General features: G+C 73.0%; 15 protein-coding genes. 8 read left to right on the forward strand and 7 right to left on the reverse strand.

The features are described from left to right. Positions 1 to 12: 12 nt before the first annotated feature. The 3 genes from KSP35_RS14595 to KSP35_RS14605 form a co-directional block, all read right to left on the reverse strand. Positions 13 to 1,230: a cytochrome P450 gene (locus KSP35_RS14595; protein ID WP_216996546.1), complete on the reverse strand. Its 1,218-nt coding sequence runs from the start codon at positions 1,228 to 1,230 to the stop codon at positions 13 to 15. An 87-nt stretch (positions 1,231 to 1,317) separates the two neighbouring features. Beyond that, a complete protein-coding gene (locus KSP35_RS14600; RefSeq protein WP_216996547.1) occupies positions 1,318 to 1,800 on the reverse strand; it encodes an SRPBCC family protein in 483 nt (160 codons plus the stop codon). Positions 1,801 to 2,016: 216 nt separating this feature from the next. Then, positions 2,017 to 3,417, reverse strand: coding sequence for a sensor domain-containing diguanylate cyclase (locus tag KSP35_RS14605; RefSeq protein ID WP_216996552.1), 1,401 nt, complete (start codon positions 3,415 to 3,417; stop codon positions 2,017 to 2,019). 223 nt (positions 3,418 to 3,640) lie between these two features. On the opposite strand from KSP35_RS14605, the gene KSP35_RS14610 reads away from it, so the two are divergent. Both KSP35_RS14610 and infA read left to right on the forward strand, forming a co-directional pair. Continuing rightward, the gene (locus KSP35_RS14610) at positions 3,641 to 4,699 is read left to right on the forward strand and encodes a hypothetical protein (protein WP_216996553.1); all 1,059 of its coding nucleotides are present in this window, start codon (positions 3,641 to 3,643) and stop codon (positions 4,697 to 4,699) included. A 164-nt stretch (positions 4,700 to 4,863) separates the two neighbouring features. Next, positions 4,864 to 5,088, forward strand: coding sequence for a translation initiation factor IF-1 (gene infA / locus KSP35_RS14615; protein WP_216996555.1), 225 nt, complete (start codon positions 4,864 to 4,866; stop codon positions 5,086 to 5,088). Between the two features lie 90 nt (positions 5,089 to 5,178). Here infA and KSP35_RS14620 read toward each other — a convergent pair whose 3' ends face one another. Further along, entirely contained in the window at positions 5,179 to 5,967 is a 789-nt protein-coding gene (locus KSP35_RS14620) for a YqjF family protein (protein ID WP_216996557.1), read from the reverse strand. Positions 5,968 to 6,059: 92 nt separating this feature from the next. Here KSP35_RS14620 and KSP35_RS14625 point away from each other — a divergent pair, with 92 nt between their 5' ends. Further along, complete coding sequence (locus tag KSP35_RS14625) at positions 6,060 to 6,974, forward strand: NAD(P)-dependent oxidoreductase (RefSeq protein ID WP_216996558.1); 915 nt, start codon at positions 6,060 to 6,062, stop codon at positions 6,972 to 6,974. Between the two features lie 106 nt (positions 6,975 to 7,080). Here the strand turns inward: KSP35_RS14625 and KSP35_RS14630 are convergent, their stop codons facing one another. Beyond that, positions 7,081 to 8,493: an FAD-binding oxidoreductase gene (locus KSP35_RS14630; protein WP_216996559.1), complete on the reverse strand. Its 1,413-nt coding sequence runs from the start codon at positions 8,491 to 8,493 to the stop codon at positions 7,081 to 7,083. A gap of 170 nt (positions 8,494 to 8,663) precedes the next feature. On the opposite strand from KSP35_RS14630, the gene KSP35_RS14635 reads away from it, so the two are divergent. Then, positions 8,664 to 9,146 (forward strand): glutathione peroxidase, encoded by a 483-nt coding sequence (locus tag KSP35_RS14635; RefSeq protein ID WP_216996560.1) that lies wholly within the window; start codon positions 8,664 to 8,666, stop codon positions 9,144 to 9,146. An 88-nt stretch (positions 9,147 to 9,234) separates the two neighbouring features. Here KSP35_RS14635 and KSP35_RS14640 read toward each other — a convergent pair whose 3' ends face one another. Both KSP35_RS14640 and KSP35_RS14645 read right to left on the reverse strand, forming a co-directional pair. After that, positions 9,235 to 10,650, reverse strand: coding sequence for an NAD(P)/FAD-dependent oxidoreductase (locus tag KSP35_RS14640; RefSeq protein WP_216996561.1), 1,416 nt, complete (start codon positions 10,648 to 10,650; stop codon positions 9,235 to 9,237). A 139-nt stretch (positions 10,651 to 10,789) separates the two neighbouring features. Continuing rightward, on the reverse strand, positions 10,790 to 11,542 hold the full coding sequence (locus KSP35_RS14645) for a FadR/GntR family transcriptional regulator (protein ID WP_216996562.1): 753 nt from the start codon (positions 11,540 to 11,542) through the stop codon (positions 10,790 to 10,792). Between the two features lie 376 nt (positions 11,543 to 11,918). Between KSP35_RS14645 and KSP35_RS14650 the strand changes: the two genes are divergently transcribed. The 4 genes from KSP35_RS14650 (at position 11,919) to KSP35_RS14665 (ending at position 19,505) form a co-directional block, all read left to right on the forward strand. Further along, positions 11,919 to 14,453, forward strand: a complete 2,535-nt coding sequence (locus KSP35_RS14650) for an Ig-like domain-containing protein (RefSeq protein ID WP_216996563.1) — start codon at positions 11,919 to 11,921, stop codon at positions 14,451 to 14,453. A 178-nt stretch (positions 14,454 to 14,631) separates the two neighbouring features. Next, the gene (gene glyS, locus KSP35_RS14655; protein ID WP_254127233.1) at positions 14,632 to 17,625 is read left to right on the forward strand and encodes a glycine--tRNA ligase subunit beta; all 2,994 of its coding nucleotides are present in this window, start codon (positions 14,632 to 14,634) and stop codon (positions 17,623 to 17,625) included. Positions 17,626 to 17,789: 164 nt separating this feature from the next. Then, complete coding sequence (locus KSP35_RS14660; RefSeq protein WP_217002242.1) at positions 17,790 to 18,233, forward strand: flavodoxin family protein; 444 nt, start codon at positions 17,790 to 17,792, stop codon at positions 18,231 to 18,233. A 279-nt stretch (positions 18,234 to 18,512) separates the two neighbouring features. Continuing rightward, on the forward strand, positions 18,513 to 19,505 hold the full coding sequence (locus KSP35_RS14665; RefSeq protein WP_216996565.1) for a diadenylate cyclase: 993 nt from the start codon (positions 18,513 to 18,515) through the stop codon (positions 19,503 to 19,505). Positions 19,506 to 19,613 lie beyond the last annotated feature (108 nt).

Here is a 19,613-nt window from a genome sequence, read left to right on the forward strand (position 1 = left end):
CGGCCGCTCGGGTCAGGTCGGGGTGAGGGTGACGTCGAGGCGCTTGATGCCGTTGATGAAGTTGGAGCGGAGGCGGCGGGCGGGCTCGCGCTGCTCCCACTTCGCTTGCTTGAGCAGTTCGGCGAAGACGACCTTCATCTCGGCGCGGGCCAGGTTGGCGCCGAGGCAGAAGTGGGGGCCGCCGCCGCCGAAGGCCACGTGGTTGGTGTGCAGGTTCGGCGAGCGCTCGACCTGGAACGAGTAGGGGTCGTCGAAGACCGTCTCGTCGCGGTTGGCGGAGATGTGCCAGAAGACGATGCCCTCGTCCTCGGGGATGTCGACCCCGGCGATGGTGACCGGCTTGGTGGTCTGACGGCGGAACTGCATGACCGGCGTGCCCCAGCGGAGGATCTCCTCGATGCCGGCGTCGAGCTTGCTCGGGTCGTCCCGCAGGATCTGCTGCTGGTCGGGGTTCTCGAGCAGGGCGAGCATCCCGTGGCTGATGGCGTTGCGGGTGGTCTCGTTGCCGGCCACGGCGAGCAGCATGAAGAAGAGGTTGAACTCGAGCTCGTCCAGGCGCTCGCCGTCGACCTCGGCCTGCAGCAGCGTGGTCACGATGTCGTTGCGGGGGTTGGCCCGGCGGTCGTCGGCCAGCTGTTGGGCGTAGGCGTACATCTCGCCAGCGGCCTCCTGGGCCACGCCCTCGTCGAGCTGGTAGTCCGGGTCCTCCGAGCCGATCATGCGGTTCGACAGGTCGAAGATGATCTTGCGGTCCTCACGCGGGACGCCCAGGAACTCGGCGATGGCGATCAGCGGCAGCTCGCTGGCGATCTCCTCGACGAACTCGACGTCGCCCTTCTCGAGGCCGTCGGCCACGATCTGGCGGGCCTCGTCGGCCAGGTGCTCCTGCAGCTCGCGGATCATGCGCGGGGTGAAGCCCTTGTTCACGATCTTCCGGAGCTTCGAGTGGTCCGGCGGATCCATGTTCAGCATCATCATGCGCTGCTGCTCGAGGGCGTCGGTGTCGTGGTCGCCGAGGGTCAGGGCGGTGCGCCGCCACGACGAGTAGGACGCAGCGTCCCGGTTGACCGTCACCAGGTCCTCGTGGCGGGTGATGCACCAGAAGTGGCCCCCGTCGGCCACCTCGTGGCGGAACACCGGGTGCTCCTTGCGGAGGTACGCGAACTGCTCGTGGGGCAGCTCGTCGACGTAGGTGTCCGGATCGAACAGGTTGATGTCGCCGAGGTCCATGCGTGCAATCCCCTTTGCCCGTGCGCTGCGGTGGCCGGTGCTCACCGCGAGAACGCGTTCTACTTGGGGACCCTACTTCCGAGCGGCTCAGCCTGCTTCGGCGATCGCCTTCAGCCGTTCGAGGGTGGCGCGCATGCCGTCGCGCAGCTCGTCCTCGTGGCCGTCGACCCCGCCCAGCACGGCGCCGGCGAACAACTTGGCCACCAGCGGCCGGGCCTTGAACTCGGCCCGGGACTCGGTGACGAGGGTGCCATCGCCCTCGGGGAGCAGGTCGTAGCGCCAGCGCACGCCGCTCTGCTTGGTCTCCCAGGCGAAGGCCGACGCGGGCTCGGCGACCACCACGGTGTTGGTGGTGGACCAACGGGCGATGCCGCGCTTGTTGCTGCCCTTGAACCGGGCGCCCACCACCGGGCCGGTGGCGCCGTCGAGCCAGCGCCCGCCCGTGCACTCCGGGCTGAGGCGGCCCATGGCGCCCACGTCGGTGATCAGCTCCCACACCCGCTCCGGCGGGGCCGCTACGTGCAGCGACACCTGGTCGGCGGGCTCGGCTCCAGCGGGGCGCTCGGTCATGGCCGGCAAGGTACCGGAGGTGCCGAACCGCCGCCCGCCCAGTGTGCGGCCGACCCACCCCGGTGAACTTGTGGGCCCTCGCTGCTGTTTTCGGCGCCCTCGGCCCACAAGTTCGAGAGGGACCGACCCGACCCGGTGAACTTGTGGGCCCACGCTGCTGTTTTCGGCGCCCTCGGCCCACAAGTTCGAGGGAGGGGGTTGCCCGACCCGGGGCGGTCAGTCGCGGGCGAGGTCGTCGGTGGGTGACGGGGTGCGCTCGACGGACTTGTGGGCGTACATGGCCTGGTCGGCCCGGTGCACCAGGACCTCGGGGCGCTCGCCGCTGCGGGCCGTGGCGGCGCCGAACGACGCCGAGACCGAGACCAGGGCCGGGCCGGCGTCGAACTCGAGCTCCATGGCCTGGCGGACCCGGGCGAGGACCTCGTCCAGCTCGCTCGGGTCGTCGACCACGACGCAGAACTCGTCACCGGCGTAGCGGGCCACCATGACGTCGCCCGGGCCGGCGGCTCGGGCCAGGCGGTCGGCGATCTCGCGGAGCACGCGGTCGCCGGCCACGTGGCCGTGCTCGTCGTTCACGGCCTTGAACCGGTCGAGGTCGACGAAGATCAGGCCGGGGAGCCGGCCGATGGCGAACAGCTCGTTGAGCCGGGCGACCATGGCGTCGCGGTTGCACAGCCCGGTGAGCCCGTCGTGGTCCACCCGGTGGCGAAGCTCGGACTCGGCGCGCCGGCGGTCGCTGACGTCTCGCCCGATCGCTCGGATGACCCCGGCCTCGAGGTCGGGCAGGAGGTCGACCTCCAGCCACACCTGGTGCCCGTCCCGGTGCACGAGGCGCAGCTCGACGAGCTGGTTGCCCTCGCGCCGGTACAGGTCCACGTCGACGTCGCCGAAGATCGGCTCGCCCGGCGCCAGCTTCGAGGTGCGGTCCAGGCCGACGAGCTCCTCCGGCGCATACCCGAGGATCGCCTGCGACGCCGGGTTCACCGCCCGGACGCGCCCGTCGAGCCCGAAGGTCACCACCAGGTCCCGGGACGCGGTGAACACCGCCTCGGCGGCTCGACGCTGCTCGTTGGCCTCACGGACGAGCATGCCGGCGAAGGAGCCGACCAGCAGGAAGACGACCACGCGGAAGCCGGCGGCGACGGCGGGCAGGTCGATCCCCAACCGGTGGTGCACGTCGATGGACCACGCCGCCGAGGCTGCGCCCGCCACCGCGCCGCCGATGATCCCGCCCAGCCGGTCCCAGCGGGCGGCGGCCTGGACCATCATCAGCAGCGGGAGGAACTGCACGGCGTCGCCCGGGTTGCTGCGGTGGCTGACCATGATCAGCGCTGCGGTGGCCACGTCGCCCACGATGCTCGTCCACACCACGGGGGTGGCGAACCGGCCGGCGTCCTCCGCCCTCGTGGCCAGCTCCACCCACGCACAGGTCAGCGCCAGCACCACCACCGCCGCCGCGCTCAGGGCCCGCGAGCTCCCCGGGTACAGGAAGACCTGGGCGGCCGCCGGCACCAGGCTGACCAGGCGGAGGTGCTGGATGGTGCGCTCGGCGTGGCGGGAGGCGCGGTGCTCGAGCAAGCGTCGACGCCGCTCAACCCCACCCACGTCGCGCGCCATCGCGCACCCCTCTTCCCGCGGCCCGCGGCGACCGCCACCCCGAACCGCTGTTGTTGTAGCCGAAAACACCTGCGTCGGACATGAGCCGAACGGCCCTCGTCCATCTGGGCGACCGCTGGCTCGGCGTGGCTGCGGGCCGGTGTTGGAGCGCCAAGACCGGTCGCTCACCCGTGGCCGAGCGGGGCCTCAGCGCCGAGCGGCTCCTGCCGGTAGAACACGTTCCATGACCTACCGCGTGATCCAGTGGGCGACCGGCGGCGTCGGCCGCGCCGCCATCGAGGGCATCCTCGCCCACCCCGAGCTCGAGCTGGCCGGGGCATGGGTGCACGGTGAGGCCAAGGACGGCCTCGACGTCGGCGAGCTGATCGGCATCGACCCCATCGGCGTGCTGGCCACCCGCGACGTCGACGCGCTGCTCGCCCTCGGCGCCGACTGCGTGCTCTACAGCCCGCTGATGGCCGACCCCGCCGAACTGCGCCGCATCCTCGCTGCGGGTGTCGACGTGGTGACGCCCCTGGGTTGGTTCTTCCCGCCCAGCCCCGAGCGCGAGGAGCTCGACGCCCTGTGCAAGGAGTCCGGCAGCACGCTGCACGGCACGGGCATCCACCCCGGCGGCATCACGGAGCGCTTCCCGCTCATGGTCTCGGCGCTCAGCGGGTCGATCACCCACGTGCGCTCCGAGGAGTTCTCCGACATCCGCACCTACGGCGCGCCCGACGTCATCAGCGACTGGATGCTGTTCGGCAAGACGCCCGAGGAGGGGCGGGCCAGCATCATGCCGGCCATGCTCGCCGGCGGGTTCGGCCAGTCGATCTGGATGATCGCCCACGAGCTGGGCCTCACCCTCGACGCCGAGCTGCGCACCACCCACGAGATGGCGGTGGCCACCGAGCCGATCGACTCCCCGATCGGGCCCATCCAGCCCGGCACCGTCGCCGCCCAGAGGTTCCGCTGGGAGGGGCTGGTCGACGGCGAGCCCGTCATCACCGCGGCGGTCAACTGGTTCATGGGCGACGAGCACCTGGACCCGCCGTGGACCTTCGGACCTGAGGGAGAGCGCTTCGAGGTGGAGGTCACCGGCGACCCCGGCACCCACGTGACCTTCCACGGCCTGCACCCCGAGAGCATCGCCGCCGGCCTGGCCCGCAACCCCGGCATCGTCGCCACCGCCCTGCACGCCGTGAATGCCATCCCCTACGTCTGCGCCGCCGAGCCCGGCGTGCAGACGTACCTCGACCTTCCCCTGGTGGCCGGTCGGGCGGCGCCGCACCTGCTGCGGTAGGGGCAGGCCCTCGGGCCGATGCGGGGTGAACCGGTGTGGCGGCGGTAGCCTTGACCTTCGCTGCTCGTGCCTCCAAGGGGTGCGGCCACCGGACCGCTTCGAGTGGGGAGACCCGCTGCCGGCCGGAGATCGATGCGGCGCAGACGAGAACCTGAGGACACGCGATGACGAAAGCCAAAGACGACGTACTGGTCATGGAAGGCACGGCCGAGGAAGCCCTCAAAGGCGGCCACTTCCGGATCTCCCTCGACAACGGGCACGTGGTGCTCGGCCACCTCGGCGGTCGCCTCCGCCGGAACCGCATCCGCATCCTCCCGGGTGACCGGGTGCAGGTGGAGCTCTCCACCTACGACCTCAAGCGCGGCCGCATCACCTACCGCTACAAGTGACCCCTCGGCCTCACGGCCGAGCCACGAAGACCTGACGAGACCCCGGGCTGGTACCGGGGTCTCTGCGCGTCTGCGGGCGGGCGCCCGGGCCTACGGGGCCGGCCGGGCCGGGCCCGGCGGGACGACCACCCGCTTCGGCAGGCCGATGCGCACGTCGACGCCGGGCGACCAGAGGACCACGGGGTCGGCGTCCGGCGCCGGGAGGCCGGCGGCGGCGAGCAGGGTCTCGTCGCACTCGAGCAACTCGGCGCGGTGCACGGCCCAGGGCGGGTGGTCCACCGCCGCCCACATGAGGCGGGAGCCGAACCGGGTGCCGAGCGCCCAGCGGGCGGTGAGGAAGTGCTCGAAGGCGCTGACCTCGCCGTCGTCGACCAGCTCACCGATGCGCACCCGCACCCGGCTGGACGCCTCGCCCCGGGGCCAGCGCCGCTTCGAGGTGTAGGTCATCACGTCGCCGTCGCGCTCGATGGCCATCTTCGCCCAGCAGTACGGCAACCGGTACGAGACCCGAGCCACCAGCGCCGGCACCAGCCGGTTGATGTCGAGGCTGCAGAACCACACCCCGCGCCGGCCCTGCGGGTCGACCAGGTAGGTGCGGACGTTGGTCTCGGGGAACGTCGAGAGCGGGCCGAAGGGCGGCACGTGGGGCAGGCGGATGCGCCGCATGTGGAACGGCAGGACGCCCACCCACGCGCTGCCCTCGAACGTGTCGACCCGGTAGCCGGCGGGCAGCAGGGCCTGCACGACCTCGGGGTCGTAGCGCCAGTGGATGGACGTGAGGTCGTGCCAGCCCTGGAGCATGATCGGCCGGCGGACGGCGGTGGGGCACCACGCGGTGACCGCTTCGGGCTGCACCTCGCCACCTGCTCGTTGGGCCATGGGTCGACGGTACCGGCGCCCGGACCGGCACGGCGGTGTCCACCGAACTAGAACGTGTTCTCGTTCTGGGTTTCGACGAGAGGCAGATCCAAGTGACGCTCGAGGGCAAGCGCATCGTGGTGACCGGAGCGACCGGGCAGGTGGCCGGGCCGCTGGCCGAGTCGCTCGCCGCCGCCGGCAACGAGGTCATCGCCGCGGCGCGGTTCTCCGATGCGGCCGCCAAGGAGCGGCTCGAGTCAGCCGGGGTCACCTGCGCCACCGTCGACCTCCAGAACGGCGACCTCTCCGCGCTGCCCCGCGAGGGCGTCGACGCCGTCCTCAACTTCGCCGTCTCCAAGACCCAGCGCTGGGACATCGACCTGCGCGTCACCGCCGAGGCCCCCGGCGACCTCATGGCCTGGTGCCGTCCCGAGCGGTTCCTGCACTGCTCAACCACCGGCGTCTACAAGCCCAAGGGCCACGAGCCCATCACCGAGAAGGACGCGTTGGGCGACAACCACGCCGTCCTCATGCCCACGTACTCGATCGCCAAGATCGCCGCCGAGACCGTGGTGCGCTTCGCGTCCCGGCAGTTCGGCGTGCCCACCACCATCGCCCGGCTCAACGTGCCCTACGGCGGCCCGGCCGGCGGCTGGCCGCTGTTCCACCTGCTGATGATGCAGGGCGGCATGGCCATCCCCGTCCACGCCGACGCCCCCAGCACCTACTGCCCCATCCACCAGGACGACATCGACGCCTCGGTCCCCGCCCTGCTCGACGCCGCCTCGCTCGACCCCACCGTCGTGAACTGGGGCGGCTCCGAGGCGGTCAGCGTCGAGGAGTGGTGCACCTACCTCGGCGACCTCACCGGCATCGAGCCGACCTTCGAGACCAGCGCCGACACCCTGGAGAGCGTCATCGTCGACACCACCAAGATGGCGTCGATCACCGGCCCCACCACCGTCGGCTGGCAGGACGGCTTCCGCCGCCTCGTCGAGGCCCACGACCCGTCCCTCCTCGTCGGCTGACCCCAGGAGCGCCCCACCCCCGACCCCAGGAACTTGTCGCAGTTGGCCGACGCATCGGTCGACAAGTGCAACAAGTTGGTGGTCTGGGTGGAGGGCGAGCCGAGGTCTAGGAGTCGAAGCCGAGGCCGAGGCGGTCGAGGGTGCGGAGCCAGAGGTTGCGGCGGCCCTGGCGCTCGTCGGCGCGGGCGAGGGACCAGCGGGTGGCCTGGATGCCGACGCTGGCCAGGGGCTCGGGCGGGAACGGCACCGGCTTGGTGCGGACCATCTCCAGCTCGGTGCGCTCGGTGGGCCGGCCGGCCAGCAGGTCGAGCATGACCTGGGCGCCGAAGCGGGTGGCGCCGACGCCGAGGCCGGTGAAGCCGGCGGCGTAGGCCACGTCCCCGCCGTGCGCGGTGCCGAAGAAGGCGCAGAAGCGGGTGCTGGCGTCGATGGGACCGCCCCAGGCGTGGGTGAACCGCAGGCCCTCCAGCTGGGGGAAGGTGTCGAAGAACTGGCGGGCGAGCAGGTCGGACGTGGCGGGGCGGTGGTCGTAGGCAGCGCGGACGCGGCCGCCGAAGTGGTAGATCGCGTCGTAGCCGCCCCACAGGATCCGGTCGTCGTCGGTGAGCCGGTAGTAGTGGAACCGGTTGGCGGAGTCGCCGATGCCCTGGCGGTTGGCCCACCCGATGGCCCGCCGCTGCTCGGCCGACAGGGGCTCGGTCATGAGGGCGTGGTCGTAGACCGGGATGGTGTGGAGCCGGGTCCGCTTCACCAGCGACGGGAACACGTTGGTGCCCAGCGCCACCTGCCGGGCCCGGACCGCGCCGCGCTCGGCGCGCAGCACCAGCCCACGGTCGGCCCGGGTGCCGTGGTCGCGCGACAGGCCGTCGACCCGGGTGTGCTCGAACACCCGCACGCCCACGCGCTCGCACGCCTCGGCCAGCCCCCAGGCCAGCCGGGCCGGGTCGACCAGGGCGGTGCCGCCTCGCTCCCACACGCCGGCCCGGTAGGTAGGCGACGCCACCTCGGCCTGCACGGCCTCCCGGTCGAGGAACTGGAGGTCGTCGCGGCCGTCGGCCCAGTCCCGCAGCTCGGCCACCTGGTGGTCCTCGGTGGCGACGGTGAGCTCGCCGGTGCGCTCGAAGGAGCAGTCGATCTCGTACCGGTCGAGCGTGGCACCGATCTGGTCGAGGTTGTCGTGGCCGAGGCGATCGAGCGTGGGGTACTCGTCCGGCCACCGCTCCAAGCCGTTGGCCTCGCCGTGGGTGAGGCTGGCGGCGCAGAAGCCGCCGTTGCGACCCGAGGCCGCCCACCCGATCCGGTCACCCTCGACCAGCACCACCGTGCGGTCGGGGTCGCGCTCCTTGGCGAGCAGCGCGGTCCACAGGCCGCTGTAGCCGCCGCCCACCACCGCGAGGTCGGCCGTGACCTCGCCCACCAGCGGCGGTCGGGCGGGTGGGCGGCCGGGCGAGTCGAGCCAGTACGACGTGGGCCGAGCGCCGCGCAGGGCCTCGTGCACCTCCCCACCCGGGCGTCGCATGGGGGGAGGGTACTGCCGACCTCGGAGCCCGATCGGCGACGGACGACCCGCCGAACCGGGCGGCGCACGAGGCGCCACCAGGGGTCGGGCCATCCGGTCACCCGTCCGGCGCCGTACGCTTCCCAGCACTGGGGCCAGCTCCTCGGCCTCGACACGAAAGCGAGCACGCCGTGACCAACCTCTCCGACTTCTCCGCCAAGGCCATCGACGGCACGGAGAAGGACCTCTCCGAGTACGCCGGCAAGGCCGTGCTGGTGGTGAACACCGCGTCCAAGTGCGGCTTCACGCCGCAGTACAAGGGCCTCGAGGAGATCTACAAGAAGTACGAGGACCAGGGCCTCGTCGTCCTCGGCTTCCCGTGCGACCAGTTCGGCCACCAGGAGCCGGGCACCGAGGACGAGATCCAGGAGTTCTGCGAGGTCAACTTCGGCGTGACCTTCCCCCTCTTCGCCAAGGTCGACGTGAACGGCGACGACGCCCACCCGCTCTACAAGTGGCTCAAGGAGGAGAAGGGCGGGGCCATCGGGTCGAAGATCAAGTGGAACTTCACCAAGTTCCTGGTGGGCAAGGACGGCGTCCCGATCAAGCGCTACGCCTCCACCACCAAGCCGGAGAAGATCACCTCCGACATCGAGAAGGCCCTCGAGGCCTGACCTTCGCCTCGCGCGGCAGCTGACCGGCTGATCGCTTCGGCGGACCGGAGCCGTCAGCGGTCAGCGGTCAGCGGTCAGCGGTCAGCGGTCAGCGGCGCAGGTAGCGCAGGGCCGAGGCGGCGGCGCCGGCCCCGCACATGCCGTGGACCCCGCCCCCGGGCGGGGTGGACGCCGAGCACAGGAACGTGCCGGGGATGCCGGTGGCGTACGGGTCGAGCGCCACCCGCGGCCGGAACACCACCTGGAGCGCGGTGTTGGCGCCGGCGGCGATGTCGCCGCCCACGTAGTTGGCGTTGACCCGCTCGACCTCGACCGGACCGGCCACGTGCATCCCCACCACCTGGTCGCGCACCCCGGGGGCGAAGCGCTCCATCTGGCGGAGGATCGCCTCGGTGGCGTCGCCCGTGTAGCCCTTCGGCACGTGGCAGTAGGCCCAGAGCGGGTGGACGTTCCCGTTCGACCGTGACGGGTCCGCCAGGTGCTGCTGGGCCACCAGCACGAAGGGCCGCTCGGGCATGTGCCCGAGCGCCACGGCCTTCTCCGCGGCTGCGACCTCCTCGATGGTCCCGCCCAGGTGCACCGTGCCCGACCGCCGGGCCGCCTCGTTGGTCCAGGGCACGGGCCCCTCGATGGCCAGGTCGACCTTGAAGGAGCCCGGCCCGTACCGGAACCGGGCGTAGGCCTTGGCGGTGCGCGGCGGCAGGGCGTCGCCGGCGATGGCCGCCAGGCTGCGCGGCGAGGTGTCGAACAGGGCCACGCGGTGGTCGGGCAGGTCGGCGAGGCGATCCACCCGGGTGCCGGTCTCGATGGTGCCGCCGAGCTCGCGCAGCAGGCGGGCGAGGGCGTCGGTGATCGAGCGCGAGCCGCCCTGGGCGACGGGCCAGCCGACGTGGTGGCCCGAGGCGATCAGCATCAGGCCCACCGACGCGGTGACCGGCTTTGCGAGCGGGTGGATGACGTGGGCGGCCACCCCGGCGAACAGGGCGCGCGCCTGGTCGGTCTTCCACCGCTGCGCCAGCACCGTCGCCGGCTGGAGCGCGTTCAGCCCGAAGCCGACCAGCCGCAGCGGGTGCTTGGGCACGTGGAGGATCGGCCGCAGCAGGTCCTCGCCGATCTCGTCGAAGCCGCTCGCCAGGCGCCCGAAGGTGCGCTTCCACATGGCGCCGTCGTCGCCCAGGCCGGCCGCCGTGGCGTCGATGTCCTGGAGCATCACGCCGGCCGAGCCGTCGTCGAGGGGGTGGGCCAGGTCGACCTCGGGGTGGCACCAGGTCAGGCCGTGCTCCTCCAGCGGGAGGCTGGCGAAGAACGGGGAGGCCAGGCCGAACGGGTGCACCGCCGAGCACACGTCGTGCAACACGCCGGGGACGGTGAGCTCCTCGGTGCGGGTGCCGCCGCCGATGGTGGGCGCCGCCTCCAGCACGGTGACCGAGTGCCCTTCGCGGGCGAGGGCCACAGCGGCCGCCAGCCCGTTGGGGCCGGAGCCCACCACCACGGCATCGACCATCTCGCTCCTCGATCCTGGAGGGCGACCGGCGGACCGACGCCCGTCGAACGGCCGGAAGCTACCCGCCGGTGCCGACGGCCAGTCAGCGCTGCTGGTCGGGGCCCCCACGCGGGGCCGGGACCGGTTCGGCGCCGTGCGCTCAGGCCGAGCCGGCGGAAGGAGGGCCGGCCGGCTCGGTGGTGGCGGCCAGCGCCTGGTTCACGGCGGCGACGCCGGCGCCCAGCAGGGCCCGGGCGCTGGTCTCGGCGCGGTCGCCGTCGCCGGCGGCCACGGCCTGGGCGACGGTGCGGTACTCGTCGAGCCGCTGCCACTCGGTGGACATCACCGCCGGGAGCACGTGGCTCACGGCGTCCGACACCGCCCGCATGGTGTTGAAGGCCAGGCGGTAGGCGATGTTGTCGGCGCCCACGACGATGGCGGACCAGAACCGGAACCCGACATCGCCCCACCGCTCCGGCTCACCGCCGGTGGCGTCCATCTCGGCCACCAGGGCCAGGAGCTGCTCGCCGGTGCCGGTGGGCGACCGCTCGGCGCACCAGCGGGCGGCGTCGGCGCCGATGATGGCGCGCAGCTCCATGATCGAGCGGGCGACCGCAGGGTCGATGCCCCGCCCTTCGCGCAGCAGGAGGATCGGGAGCAGGGCGAGGCCGGCCGAGGCCTGCCACTGCTGCACGTGGACGCCGCCCCCGTGGACGATCTCCACCAGGTCCATCTGGCGCAGGCGCTGCAGCGCCTCGCGCACGGCTTGGCGGTTCACGCCGGCCTGGGCGGCGAGCTCCCGCTCGGCCGGGAGCTGCGAACCGGCCGGCTGCTCGCCGGAGAGGATGGCATCGAGCAGCTGGTCGAACAGCTGGTCGGCCACCGACTGCCGGGCGACGCGCGTGATGGCCATGGCGGCCCACGCTACCGGCCCTCCGTCGAGCGCCCCAGGTCAGCGCCCGTGGGCCCGGGCGGAACGGACCGCTCGCCTGGTATGACCATTAGTGGACAGTTGGTCAGACCACACGTAGAGTGACCGGCCATGTACAAGCGGGCATCGGTACGGCACACCTTCCTCCTCGGCGCGCTCGGCCTGGTGGCCGCCGCGCTGGTGGCGATCGCCGGTGGTGCGACGCCGGCCGGCGCCGACGGCGACGAGCCGGACGGCTACGCCTCCTTCGTGTTCGAGCAGTACAACGGCGGCTCCGACACCGGCGAGCTGAGCGCGTGCAGGGCCCATCAACATCAACGGCCACAAGAACTTCGCCAAGTGGTCGGTGGGCTCGTCGGTGGCCGACGGCGCCGAGATCGAGGTGGGCGACACCATCAGCCTCACCGCCACCGTCTACAGCCGCAGCCCCGGCTCGTCACCCAACGACGGCCCCGATCCGCTCAAGCTCGACCTCCCGGTCACCGGCCCGGTGACCTCGGCCGCGCTCACCACCACCTACGTCAACCCGCTCGCCTACAACGGCAAGGGCTCGGTGGGCCCGATCGCCCCGGTGGGCCCCTTCGCCTACAAGTTCGACTCGAACTCCAGCCCCAAGGGCCTGTTCCAGCCCGGCGACGGCGCCTACGTGGCCATGACCATCAAGGTCAGGGCCACCGCCCCCGGCGAGATCACCGTGCCCCGGTTCAAGGTCAGCGGCTACGACGCCACGCCCACCGGCTCCAGCTTCGACTGCGGGATCGACGTCGGCTTCCACTGGACCGTCGACGACGTCGACGCGCCCACCAGCGGGGCCGACACCGCCACCACCGACGCGACCTACGGCCTCGACACGCTCGACGACGCCAACGGCGGCGCCCACGCGGTGCGCATCGACGTGCTGGCCAACGACGACGACCCCGAGGTCGCCGGCGGGCCCGGCGACCCCGCCCAGGTGCGGGTGAAGGACTGGCAGCCCGGCTCGGCCAAGGGCGGCACCGTGAGCTGCGGCACCGGCCCCCAGAAGGGCGAGACGACCTTCGCCGAGATGTCCGTCGGCCCGTGCACCTACACGCCGCCCACCGGGGGCCAGACCGGCGTCGACTCCTTCGGCTACGTGCTGCGCTCCAAGAGCGGGCTCGAGGTGTTCACCAAGGTCTACGTGACGCTGCGCCCGAACACCGCACCCCAGGGCGGCCCGGTGCAGTTCGCCGCCAACGACGAGGCGGTGGGCGTGGTGTTCGACCTGAAGCCCTCGGCCAACAGCGTCGACGGCGACCCGGTGACCTGCATCCAGGACGTGCCGTCGGTGTCGAACGGCGCCGGCTCGGCCCAGGTCCAGAGCAACTGCACCGTCACGTGGAGCTCGAACGACACCGCCACCCAGAAGAGCGGCACCTTCGCCTACCGGATCTGCGACACGCACCCGCTGCTCGGCGTCGGGGCCCACGGTGCCCTCGCCACGCCGGTGGCCGGCTACGACCAGGGCTCGCCCGACGACCTCTCGGCCACCACGAGCCGCCGCTGCAGCGATGCCGAGGCGTCGGTGCTCGTGACCCCGGTGAACGACACGTTCATCGCCCCGGTGGTGGGCGTGACCGACGTCGACACCCTCGACGCCGGCTACGCCGGTGAGGGCATCGGCGCCTACTCCGTCGACATCCCCGTGTTCGCCAACGACCTCGACCCCAACGGCCCCGCGCCGTCTGACCCGACCTCGGGCGTGGTCATCCCCACGGTGAACGGCATCCAGGGCGTCGACCCGGCGGCCGGCACCGCCGTGCGCCTCGACGCCCGCACCATCCGCTTCACGGCCGCCAGCGGTTTCAGCGGCCCGACCTCGTTCGACTACGTCGCTTGCGAGGACCCGGCCCAGCAGACGCCGGACTACCCGGCCGAGGACGACCCGAACACGCCGCAGCTCGAGGGCCTGCCCTTCTGCGGCAAGGGCAAGGTCGCCCTCTTCGTGGTGCCCAACGCCGCCCCCGAGGCGGTCGACGACGCCGTGGTCACCGACTCCTCGACGCCGGTGGTCGACCTCGACGTGAAGGCCAACGACTTCGACGCCCAGGGCGAGACCCTCGAGTGCACACCCGGCGCCCTGGTGGCGACCCCCGCGGGCCTGGTGGCGTCGGCCTCCGTCGACGCCCAGTGCCGGGTGGACCTGGTGCCGGTGGCCGGCGCCGAGGGCGTAGCGGACCTCGACTACGCGGTGTGCGACGTGCACGCCCTGGTCCACCCCACCAACCCGGCGCCCGCCTACGGCGCCGACGGCCGCCAGCCCGGCGACCTCGCCAACCGCTGCGCCACCGCCACCGTCCACGCCACCATCACCAGCCCGCCCGTCGCTGCGCCCGACCCGGACGACGACGACCCGGCACCCGTCTGCGTCGACGACGAGATCACCGTCGGCCAGGACGAGGCGGCCACCGTCGACGTGCTGGCCAACGACACCGACCTCGACCTGGGCGGCGACCCGAGCCCGCTGGAGGCGGCGGCCGCAGGCATCGACGGCCAGCAGGGCGTGACCACCGAGGGCGGCGTGGCCGAGCCGAACGACGACCAGTCGGCCGTCTCCTACACGCCGGCCGCCGGCTTCGCCGGGACCGACACCTTCCTCTACAGCGCGGTCGACACCGCCGGGAAGGGCTGCACCGCCGAGGTGACCGTGCACGTCACGTTCGACGACGAGGCGGCGCCGACCACGCCCACCGTCCCCGGTTCGGGCGTCGGCGGAGCGGGGGACGGAGCGGGGACCGGTAGCAGCAACGGCACGGGCACCTTGCCCCGCACCGGCACCGAGCCCGCCCCGCTGGTCCAGCTCGCCCTCGCCTTCGCCGCCTGCGGCACCGGCCTCGTCCTCGCCGCCCGTCGCAACCGCCGCCGCCTCGCCTGACGCTGCGCCCCCGGCCGGCTCCGTCCGGGTGGGGCGGGGAACGGGCTGGGGGTGGTGCTGGGAGGCGGTAGTACCCTGACGGGTTCCCGCGAGGGGTCGGCGCCCGTCGACGCTCGTCGGGACCAGCGCCGGGCCACGGCGCCGCCGCACGTACCGAGGAGTCCTTCCGTTGCTCACCATGCAAGCCGCCCTGCTCGGTCTCGCGGACTTCTGGGCGGCACGCGGTTGCGCCGTGGTGCAGCCGTTCAACTCCGAGGTCGGCGCCGGCACCATGAACCCGGCCACGTACCTGCGGGTGCTGGGGCCGGAGCCGTGGGGCGTGGCCTACGTCGAGCCCAGCGTGCGGCCCGACGACAGCCGCTACGGCGACAACCCGAACCGCCTGCAGGCCCACACCCAGTTCCAGGTGATCCTCAAGCCGGAGCCGGGCAACCCGCAGGAGCTCTACCTCGAGTCGCTGGCCGCCATCGGCATCGACGTCGCCGCCCACGACATCCGCTTCGTGGAGGACAACTGGGAGTCCCCTGCGCTCGGCGCCTGGGGCCTGGGCTGGGAGGTCTGGCTCGACGGCCAGGAGATCACCCAGTTCACCTACTTCCAGCAGGCCGGCGGCCTCGTGCTGGACCCGCCCGCCACCGAGATCACCTACGGCATGGAGCGCATCCTCATGGCGCTCCACGCCGTCGACCACTTCAAGGACATCCCCTACACCGAGACCCTGAGCTACGGGGAGCTGTTCGCCCAGAACGAGTTCGAGTGGAGCACCTTCTACCTCGACGTGGCCGACGTCGACCTGCTGCGCCGCCAGTTCACCGACTTCGAGGCCGAGGCCCGCCGCCTGGTGGACGCCAAGCTGCCCATCCCGGCCCACGCCCAGCTGCTCAAGTGCTCGCACACGTTCAACGTGCTCGACTCCCGCAAGGCCATGGGCACCACCGAGCGGGCCAGCGCCTTCTCGCAGATGCGGTCGCTGGCCCACGACGTCGCCGAGCTCTGGCTGGCCAGCCGCGAGGAGCTCACGTTCCCCCTCGGCCGCGCCGACGTCGCCGATGCCGCGCCCACCGTGGCCCCGGCGGCGGCCCCCACCACCGAGCCGTCCACCCTCTTCCTGGAGCTCGGCGTCGAGGAGCTGCCCGCGGCCGACGTGAGCCACGGCATCGCCCTCCTCGAGGCCGAGCTGCCCAAGCGGCTCGAAGCAGCCCGGCTCGCGCACGGCGCCGTCACCGTCATCGGCACGCCCCGGCGCCTGATCGCCACCGTCGCCGACGTCGCCCCGAACCAGGAGGACGTCGACCAGGTGGTGCGCGGCCCGAAGGTCAGCGCCGCCTTCGACGCTGAGGGCAACCCCACCAAGGCCGCCGAGGGCTTCGCCCGGTCGCGCGGCACCACCGTCGCCGAGCTGTCCCGCGTCACCGAGGACGGCAACGAGCACCTGGCCTTCGCCAGCCACGTGGCCGGCCTGCCCGCCGCCGAGGCCCTGGCCGAGCTGGTCCCCGGCCTGCTCGACTCGCTCCGCTTCGGCCGCAACATGCGCTGGCGCCCGGGCCCCGACGCCATCGCCTTCAGCCGGCCGGTGCGCTGGCTGGCCGTGCTGCTCGGCGCCGAGGTCGTGCCCGCCACCTGGGCCGGCCTGGCTGCCGGTCGCGCCACCCGCCTCTTCCGCTCCACGGGCGAGCCCACCGCCACCTACGCCGACGCCGACACGGCCGTCGCCACGCTGGCCGCCGCCGGCATCACCGCCGATCCGGCGCAGCGCCGCAGCGCCATCGTCGAGGGCGCCCTGGCCCTGGCCGCCAGCGTGGGCGGCACCATCGACACCGACCGCTGGGCCCGCCTGATCGACGAGGTCGTCAACCTGGTCGAGGACCCCACGCCGGTCCTGGGCTCGTTCCGCGAGGACCACCTCGCCCTGCCGCCCGAGGTGCTCACCTCGGTCATGACCAAGCACCAGCGCTACCTGCCGGTGTCCGACGCCGAGGGCAACCTGCTCCCCCACTTCGTCACGGTGGCCAACGGCTCCATCGAGCCCGAGGTCGTCCGTCGCGGCAACCAGGCCGTCATCGAGGCCCGCTACGCCGATGCCGCCTTCTTCGTGGCCCGCGACCTCGCCACCCCGGTGCAGCAGTTCGCCGACGAGCTGGGCTCGCTGACCTTCGACAGCCGCCTCGGCTCGGTGCGCGACCGCGTCGATCGCATCGCCGCGGTGGCCCTCGACCTCGCCGCCACCCTCGCCATCGACGGCGACGCCCTGGCCGTGGTCCAGCAGGCCGGCCCGCTGGTGAAGTTCGACCTGGCCTCGAGCATGGTCATCGAGATGTCGAGCCTGGCCGGCACCATGGCCCTCCACTACGCCCGGGCCGCCGACCTGCCCGAGGCGGTGGCCGTGGCCATCTTCGAGGACGAGCTGCCCCGCTCCTCGGGCGACCTCGTCCCGTCCACGCTTCCCGGCGCCGTGCTCGCCCTCAGCGACCGCTTCGACCTCATCACCGCGCTCTACGCCGTCGGTGCCGAGCCCACCGGCTCCGCCGACCCCTACGGCCTGCGCCGCGCCGCCCGTGGGCTGCTGGTCATCGCCATGTCCGGCATCGACCCGGCGCTCGAAGAGGTGTCGATCTCCGAGGGCATCGCCCTCGCCGCGTCGCACCTGCCGGTCGAGGCCTCGGCCGCCGACCTGCAGGCCAAGATCGGCCCGTTCGTCCAGAAGCGCTTCACCCAGACGCTCGCCGAGCTCGGCTTCCGCCACGACCTGGTGCGGGCCTCCCTGCTCCACGGCGACCACCCGGCCCGGGTCATCGCCGTGCTGCGCCAGCTCACCGACCAGGTCGGCTCGCCGGAGTTCTCGCTGGTGGCCGACGGCCTCAAGCGGGCTGGCAACCTCCTCGCCAAGACCGACCGGGCCGCGCTGCCCAAGCCGGACCCGGCCCACTTCGAGACCGCCAGCGCCGAGGTGGAGCAGGGCCTGCTCGACGCCCTGGCGGCGTTCTCGCCGGCCGGCACCGGGCTCGACGCCTTCGTCGACGCCGCCGCGCCGGTGGCCACCGCCCTCAACGCCTTCGTCGACGCCGTCAAGGTCAACGCCGACGACCCCGCCGTGAAGGCCAACCGCCTCGCCCTCGTGGCCCAGGTCCACGCCCTCGGCGAGGGCATCGTCGCCTGGTCCGAGATCGAGTAGCGATGGCCGACGCGGGCGTGGCTGCCGCCGCCGGTGCGACCGGGCTGGGCGACCGTGGTCGCGAGCCTGACGAGCGCCCGGCCGTCGGCCCGGGGGACGAGCCTGCTCGCCGCTCCCGGAGCGGTCCCGACCCCGGCTCGGTCGCCGACGAGCGTCCGCCCCGCCTGCTGGTGGTGCACCACACCCCGTCGCCCGCGCTCGACGCCGTGCTGCGCTCCGTGGTCGACGGCGCCTCGGCCCCGGAGCTGGCCGCCGTCGAGGTCGTGGTCCGCCCGGCGCTGTCGGCATCGGTGAGCGACGTGCTCGCCGCCGACGCCTACGTGCTGGGCACCCCGGCCAACCTCGGCTACCTGTCGGGCGCCCTCAAGCACTTCTTCGACACGATCTACTACCCGTGCCTCCAGGCCACCCAGCGCCGCCCGTACGCGCTCTACGTCCACGGCAACGACGACGTCGAGGGCGCGGTGCGCGGCACCGAGCGCATCGTGACCGGCCTCGGCTGGCGTGCGGTGCGCGACCCGCTCCGCCTCACCGGCGCCCCGTCCCCCGCCGACCTCGAGTCCGCCTGGGACCTCGGCGCCACCGTCGCCGCCACCCTCCTCCCCTGACCTGCCGCGCCCGGCCCCGACGACACCCCCGCAGCCTCGACCTGCGGGCCCCAGACCACCCTCGAACTTGTGGGCGCAGACCGCCGAAAACAGCAGCCTCGGCCCACAAGTTCGATCGAGGGGGTCGACTCCTCCACAACTTGTGGGCCCAGAGCGCCGAAGACGGCGGTGTCAGCCCACAAGTTCCGCCGGGGGGATGCGCCCCGGCGGTGGAGCGGGTTGGGCGAGGCGAGGTAGAGGCGGGTCGCCGGGGGGTGGGGCGGCCGTAGCCTGCGGGGCATGGGGATGCGCCGGCCGTCGACCGAGAACCAGCTGCGGCGGCTGGTCGAGGAGCTGAGCGAGGTCGGGCTGCACCTGGACGGCTCGGCGCCGTGGCACGAGGTCGCCATCGCCGAGCTGGACTACGCCCTGCGGCCCGCCGTGCACGAGCGGCGGGTGCCGAGCTACGGCGCCGTGGTGGGGCCGACCACGCCGTCGGCCACGTGGAGCGACCGGACGGAGCTGGGCATGAGCCTGCGACCGGTCGACGGGACGCCGGTGGAGCGAGCCCGGCCCTACGCCGACGGCATCGTGAGCTGGCTGCTGCGCCGCACCGACGGCTGCGACGACTGGGCCGTCTTCGACCGACCGGCCGGCTCCGAGCGGGACCTGGTGGTGCTGGCCGAGGCGTTCGGCGCGTGCATCGTGCAGCGCCACCCCTCCGGCGTGGTGCGGCTGGCCGGCGATTTCGGCGTGTACCGCTGGGACGGCCTGGCCTGGCACCACGAGCCGCTGGTCTCGGCCTGGCTCGACGCGGTGAGCGCCTGCTCGGTCGCTGGCGACCGCGACGTGCTCGAGACCCTGCTGGAGTTCGCCGTGCACGACCTGGGCGCCCGGGGCATCGGCGCCACGCTCGTCTACCGGCCCGACGATGCGCTGCCCACCAGCTTCGAGGACCGCCTGCCGATCCCGCCCCCGCTGAACATCCGCAAGGCCGCCGACCTGGCGCCGCTGCGCCACGTCCTGGCCCAGGTCGACGGCGCCACCCTGTTCGACGAGGGCGGCGTCCTGCGCCGCATCGGCGTACGGCTGGTGCCCACCCCCGAGGCCGAAGCCGAGGTCGACGGCTACCGCGGCACCCGACACACCGCCGGCCGCCGCTACAGCTACGACGACCCGTCGGCCACCGTCATCGTCGTGTCCGAGGACGGACCGGTCACCGTGCTGCGCAAGGGCTCGCTGCTCGGCGCCTCGGCCATGATCGACGAAGAGGGCGACGAGCCCGACGACTGAGCCGTCCGGTCGTCGCCCGCGCATCGGGCGCTCGGCCTTCCCATCGCCTGATCCGTTCTGTACGGAGATCTCCCTGTCTCACGACACCGATCCCCGACAGAACCGGCG

The organism is Aquihabitans sp. G128, assembly GCF_019048865.1.
Classification (GTDB): Bacteria; Actinomycetota; Acidimicrobiia; order Acidimicrobiales; family Iamiaceae; genus Aquihabitans.

Bases quoted from the DNA above. Each gene is read 5' to 3' on its own strand.
- KSP35_RS14595 (WP_216996546.1), bottom strand. From the start codon at position 1,230: ATGGACCTCGGCGACATCAACCTGTTCGATCCGGACACCTACGTCGAC.
- KSP35_RS14600 (WP_216996547.1), bottom strand. From the start codon at position 1,800: ATGACCGAGCGCCCCGCTGGAGCCGAGCCCGCCGACCAGGTGTCGCTG.
- KSP35_RS14605 (WP_216996552.1), bottom strand. From the start codon at position 3,417: ATGGCGCGCGACGTGGGTGGGGTTGAGCGGCGTCGACGCTTGCTCGAG.
- KSP35_RS14610 (WP_216996553.1), top strand. From the start codon at position 3,641: ATGACCTACCGCGTGATCCAGTGGGCGACCGGCGGCGTCGGCCGCGCC.
- infA (WP_216996555.1), top strand. From the start codon at position 4,864: ATGACGAAAGCCAAAGACGACGTACTGGTCATGGAAGGCACGGCCGAG.
- KSP35_RS14620 (WP_216996557.1), bottom strand. From the start codon at position 5,967: ATGGCCCAACGAGCAGGTGGCGAGGTGCAGCCCGAAGCGGTCACCGCG.
- KSP35_RS14630 (WP_216996559.1), bottom strand. From the start codon at position 8,493: ATGCGACGCCCGGGTGGGGAGGTGCACGAGGCCCTGCGCGGCGCTCGG.
- KSP35_RS14640 (WP_216996561.1), bottom strand. From the start codon at position 10,650: ATGGTCGATGCCGTGGTGGTGGGCTCCGGCCCCAACGGGCTGGCGGCC.
- KSP35_RS14645 (WP_216996562.1), bottom strand. From the start codon at position 11,542: ATGGCCATCACGCGCGTCGCCCGGCAGTCGGTGGCCGACCAGCTGTTC.
- glyS (WP_254127233.1), top strand. From the start codon at position 14,632: ATGCAAGCCGCCCTGCTCGGTCTCGCGGACTTCTGGGCGGCACGCGGT.
- KSP35_RS14665 (WP_216996565.1), top strand. From the start codon at position 18,513: ATGGGGATGCGCCGGCCGTCGACCGAGAACCAGCTGCGGCGGCTGGTC.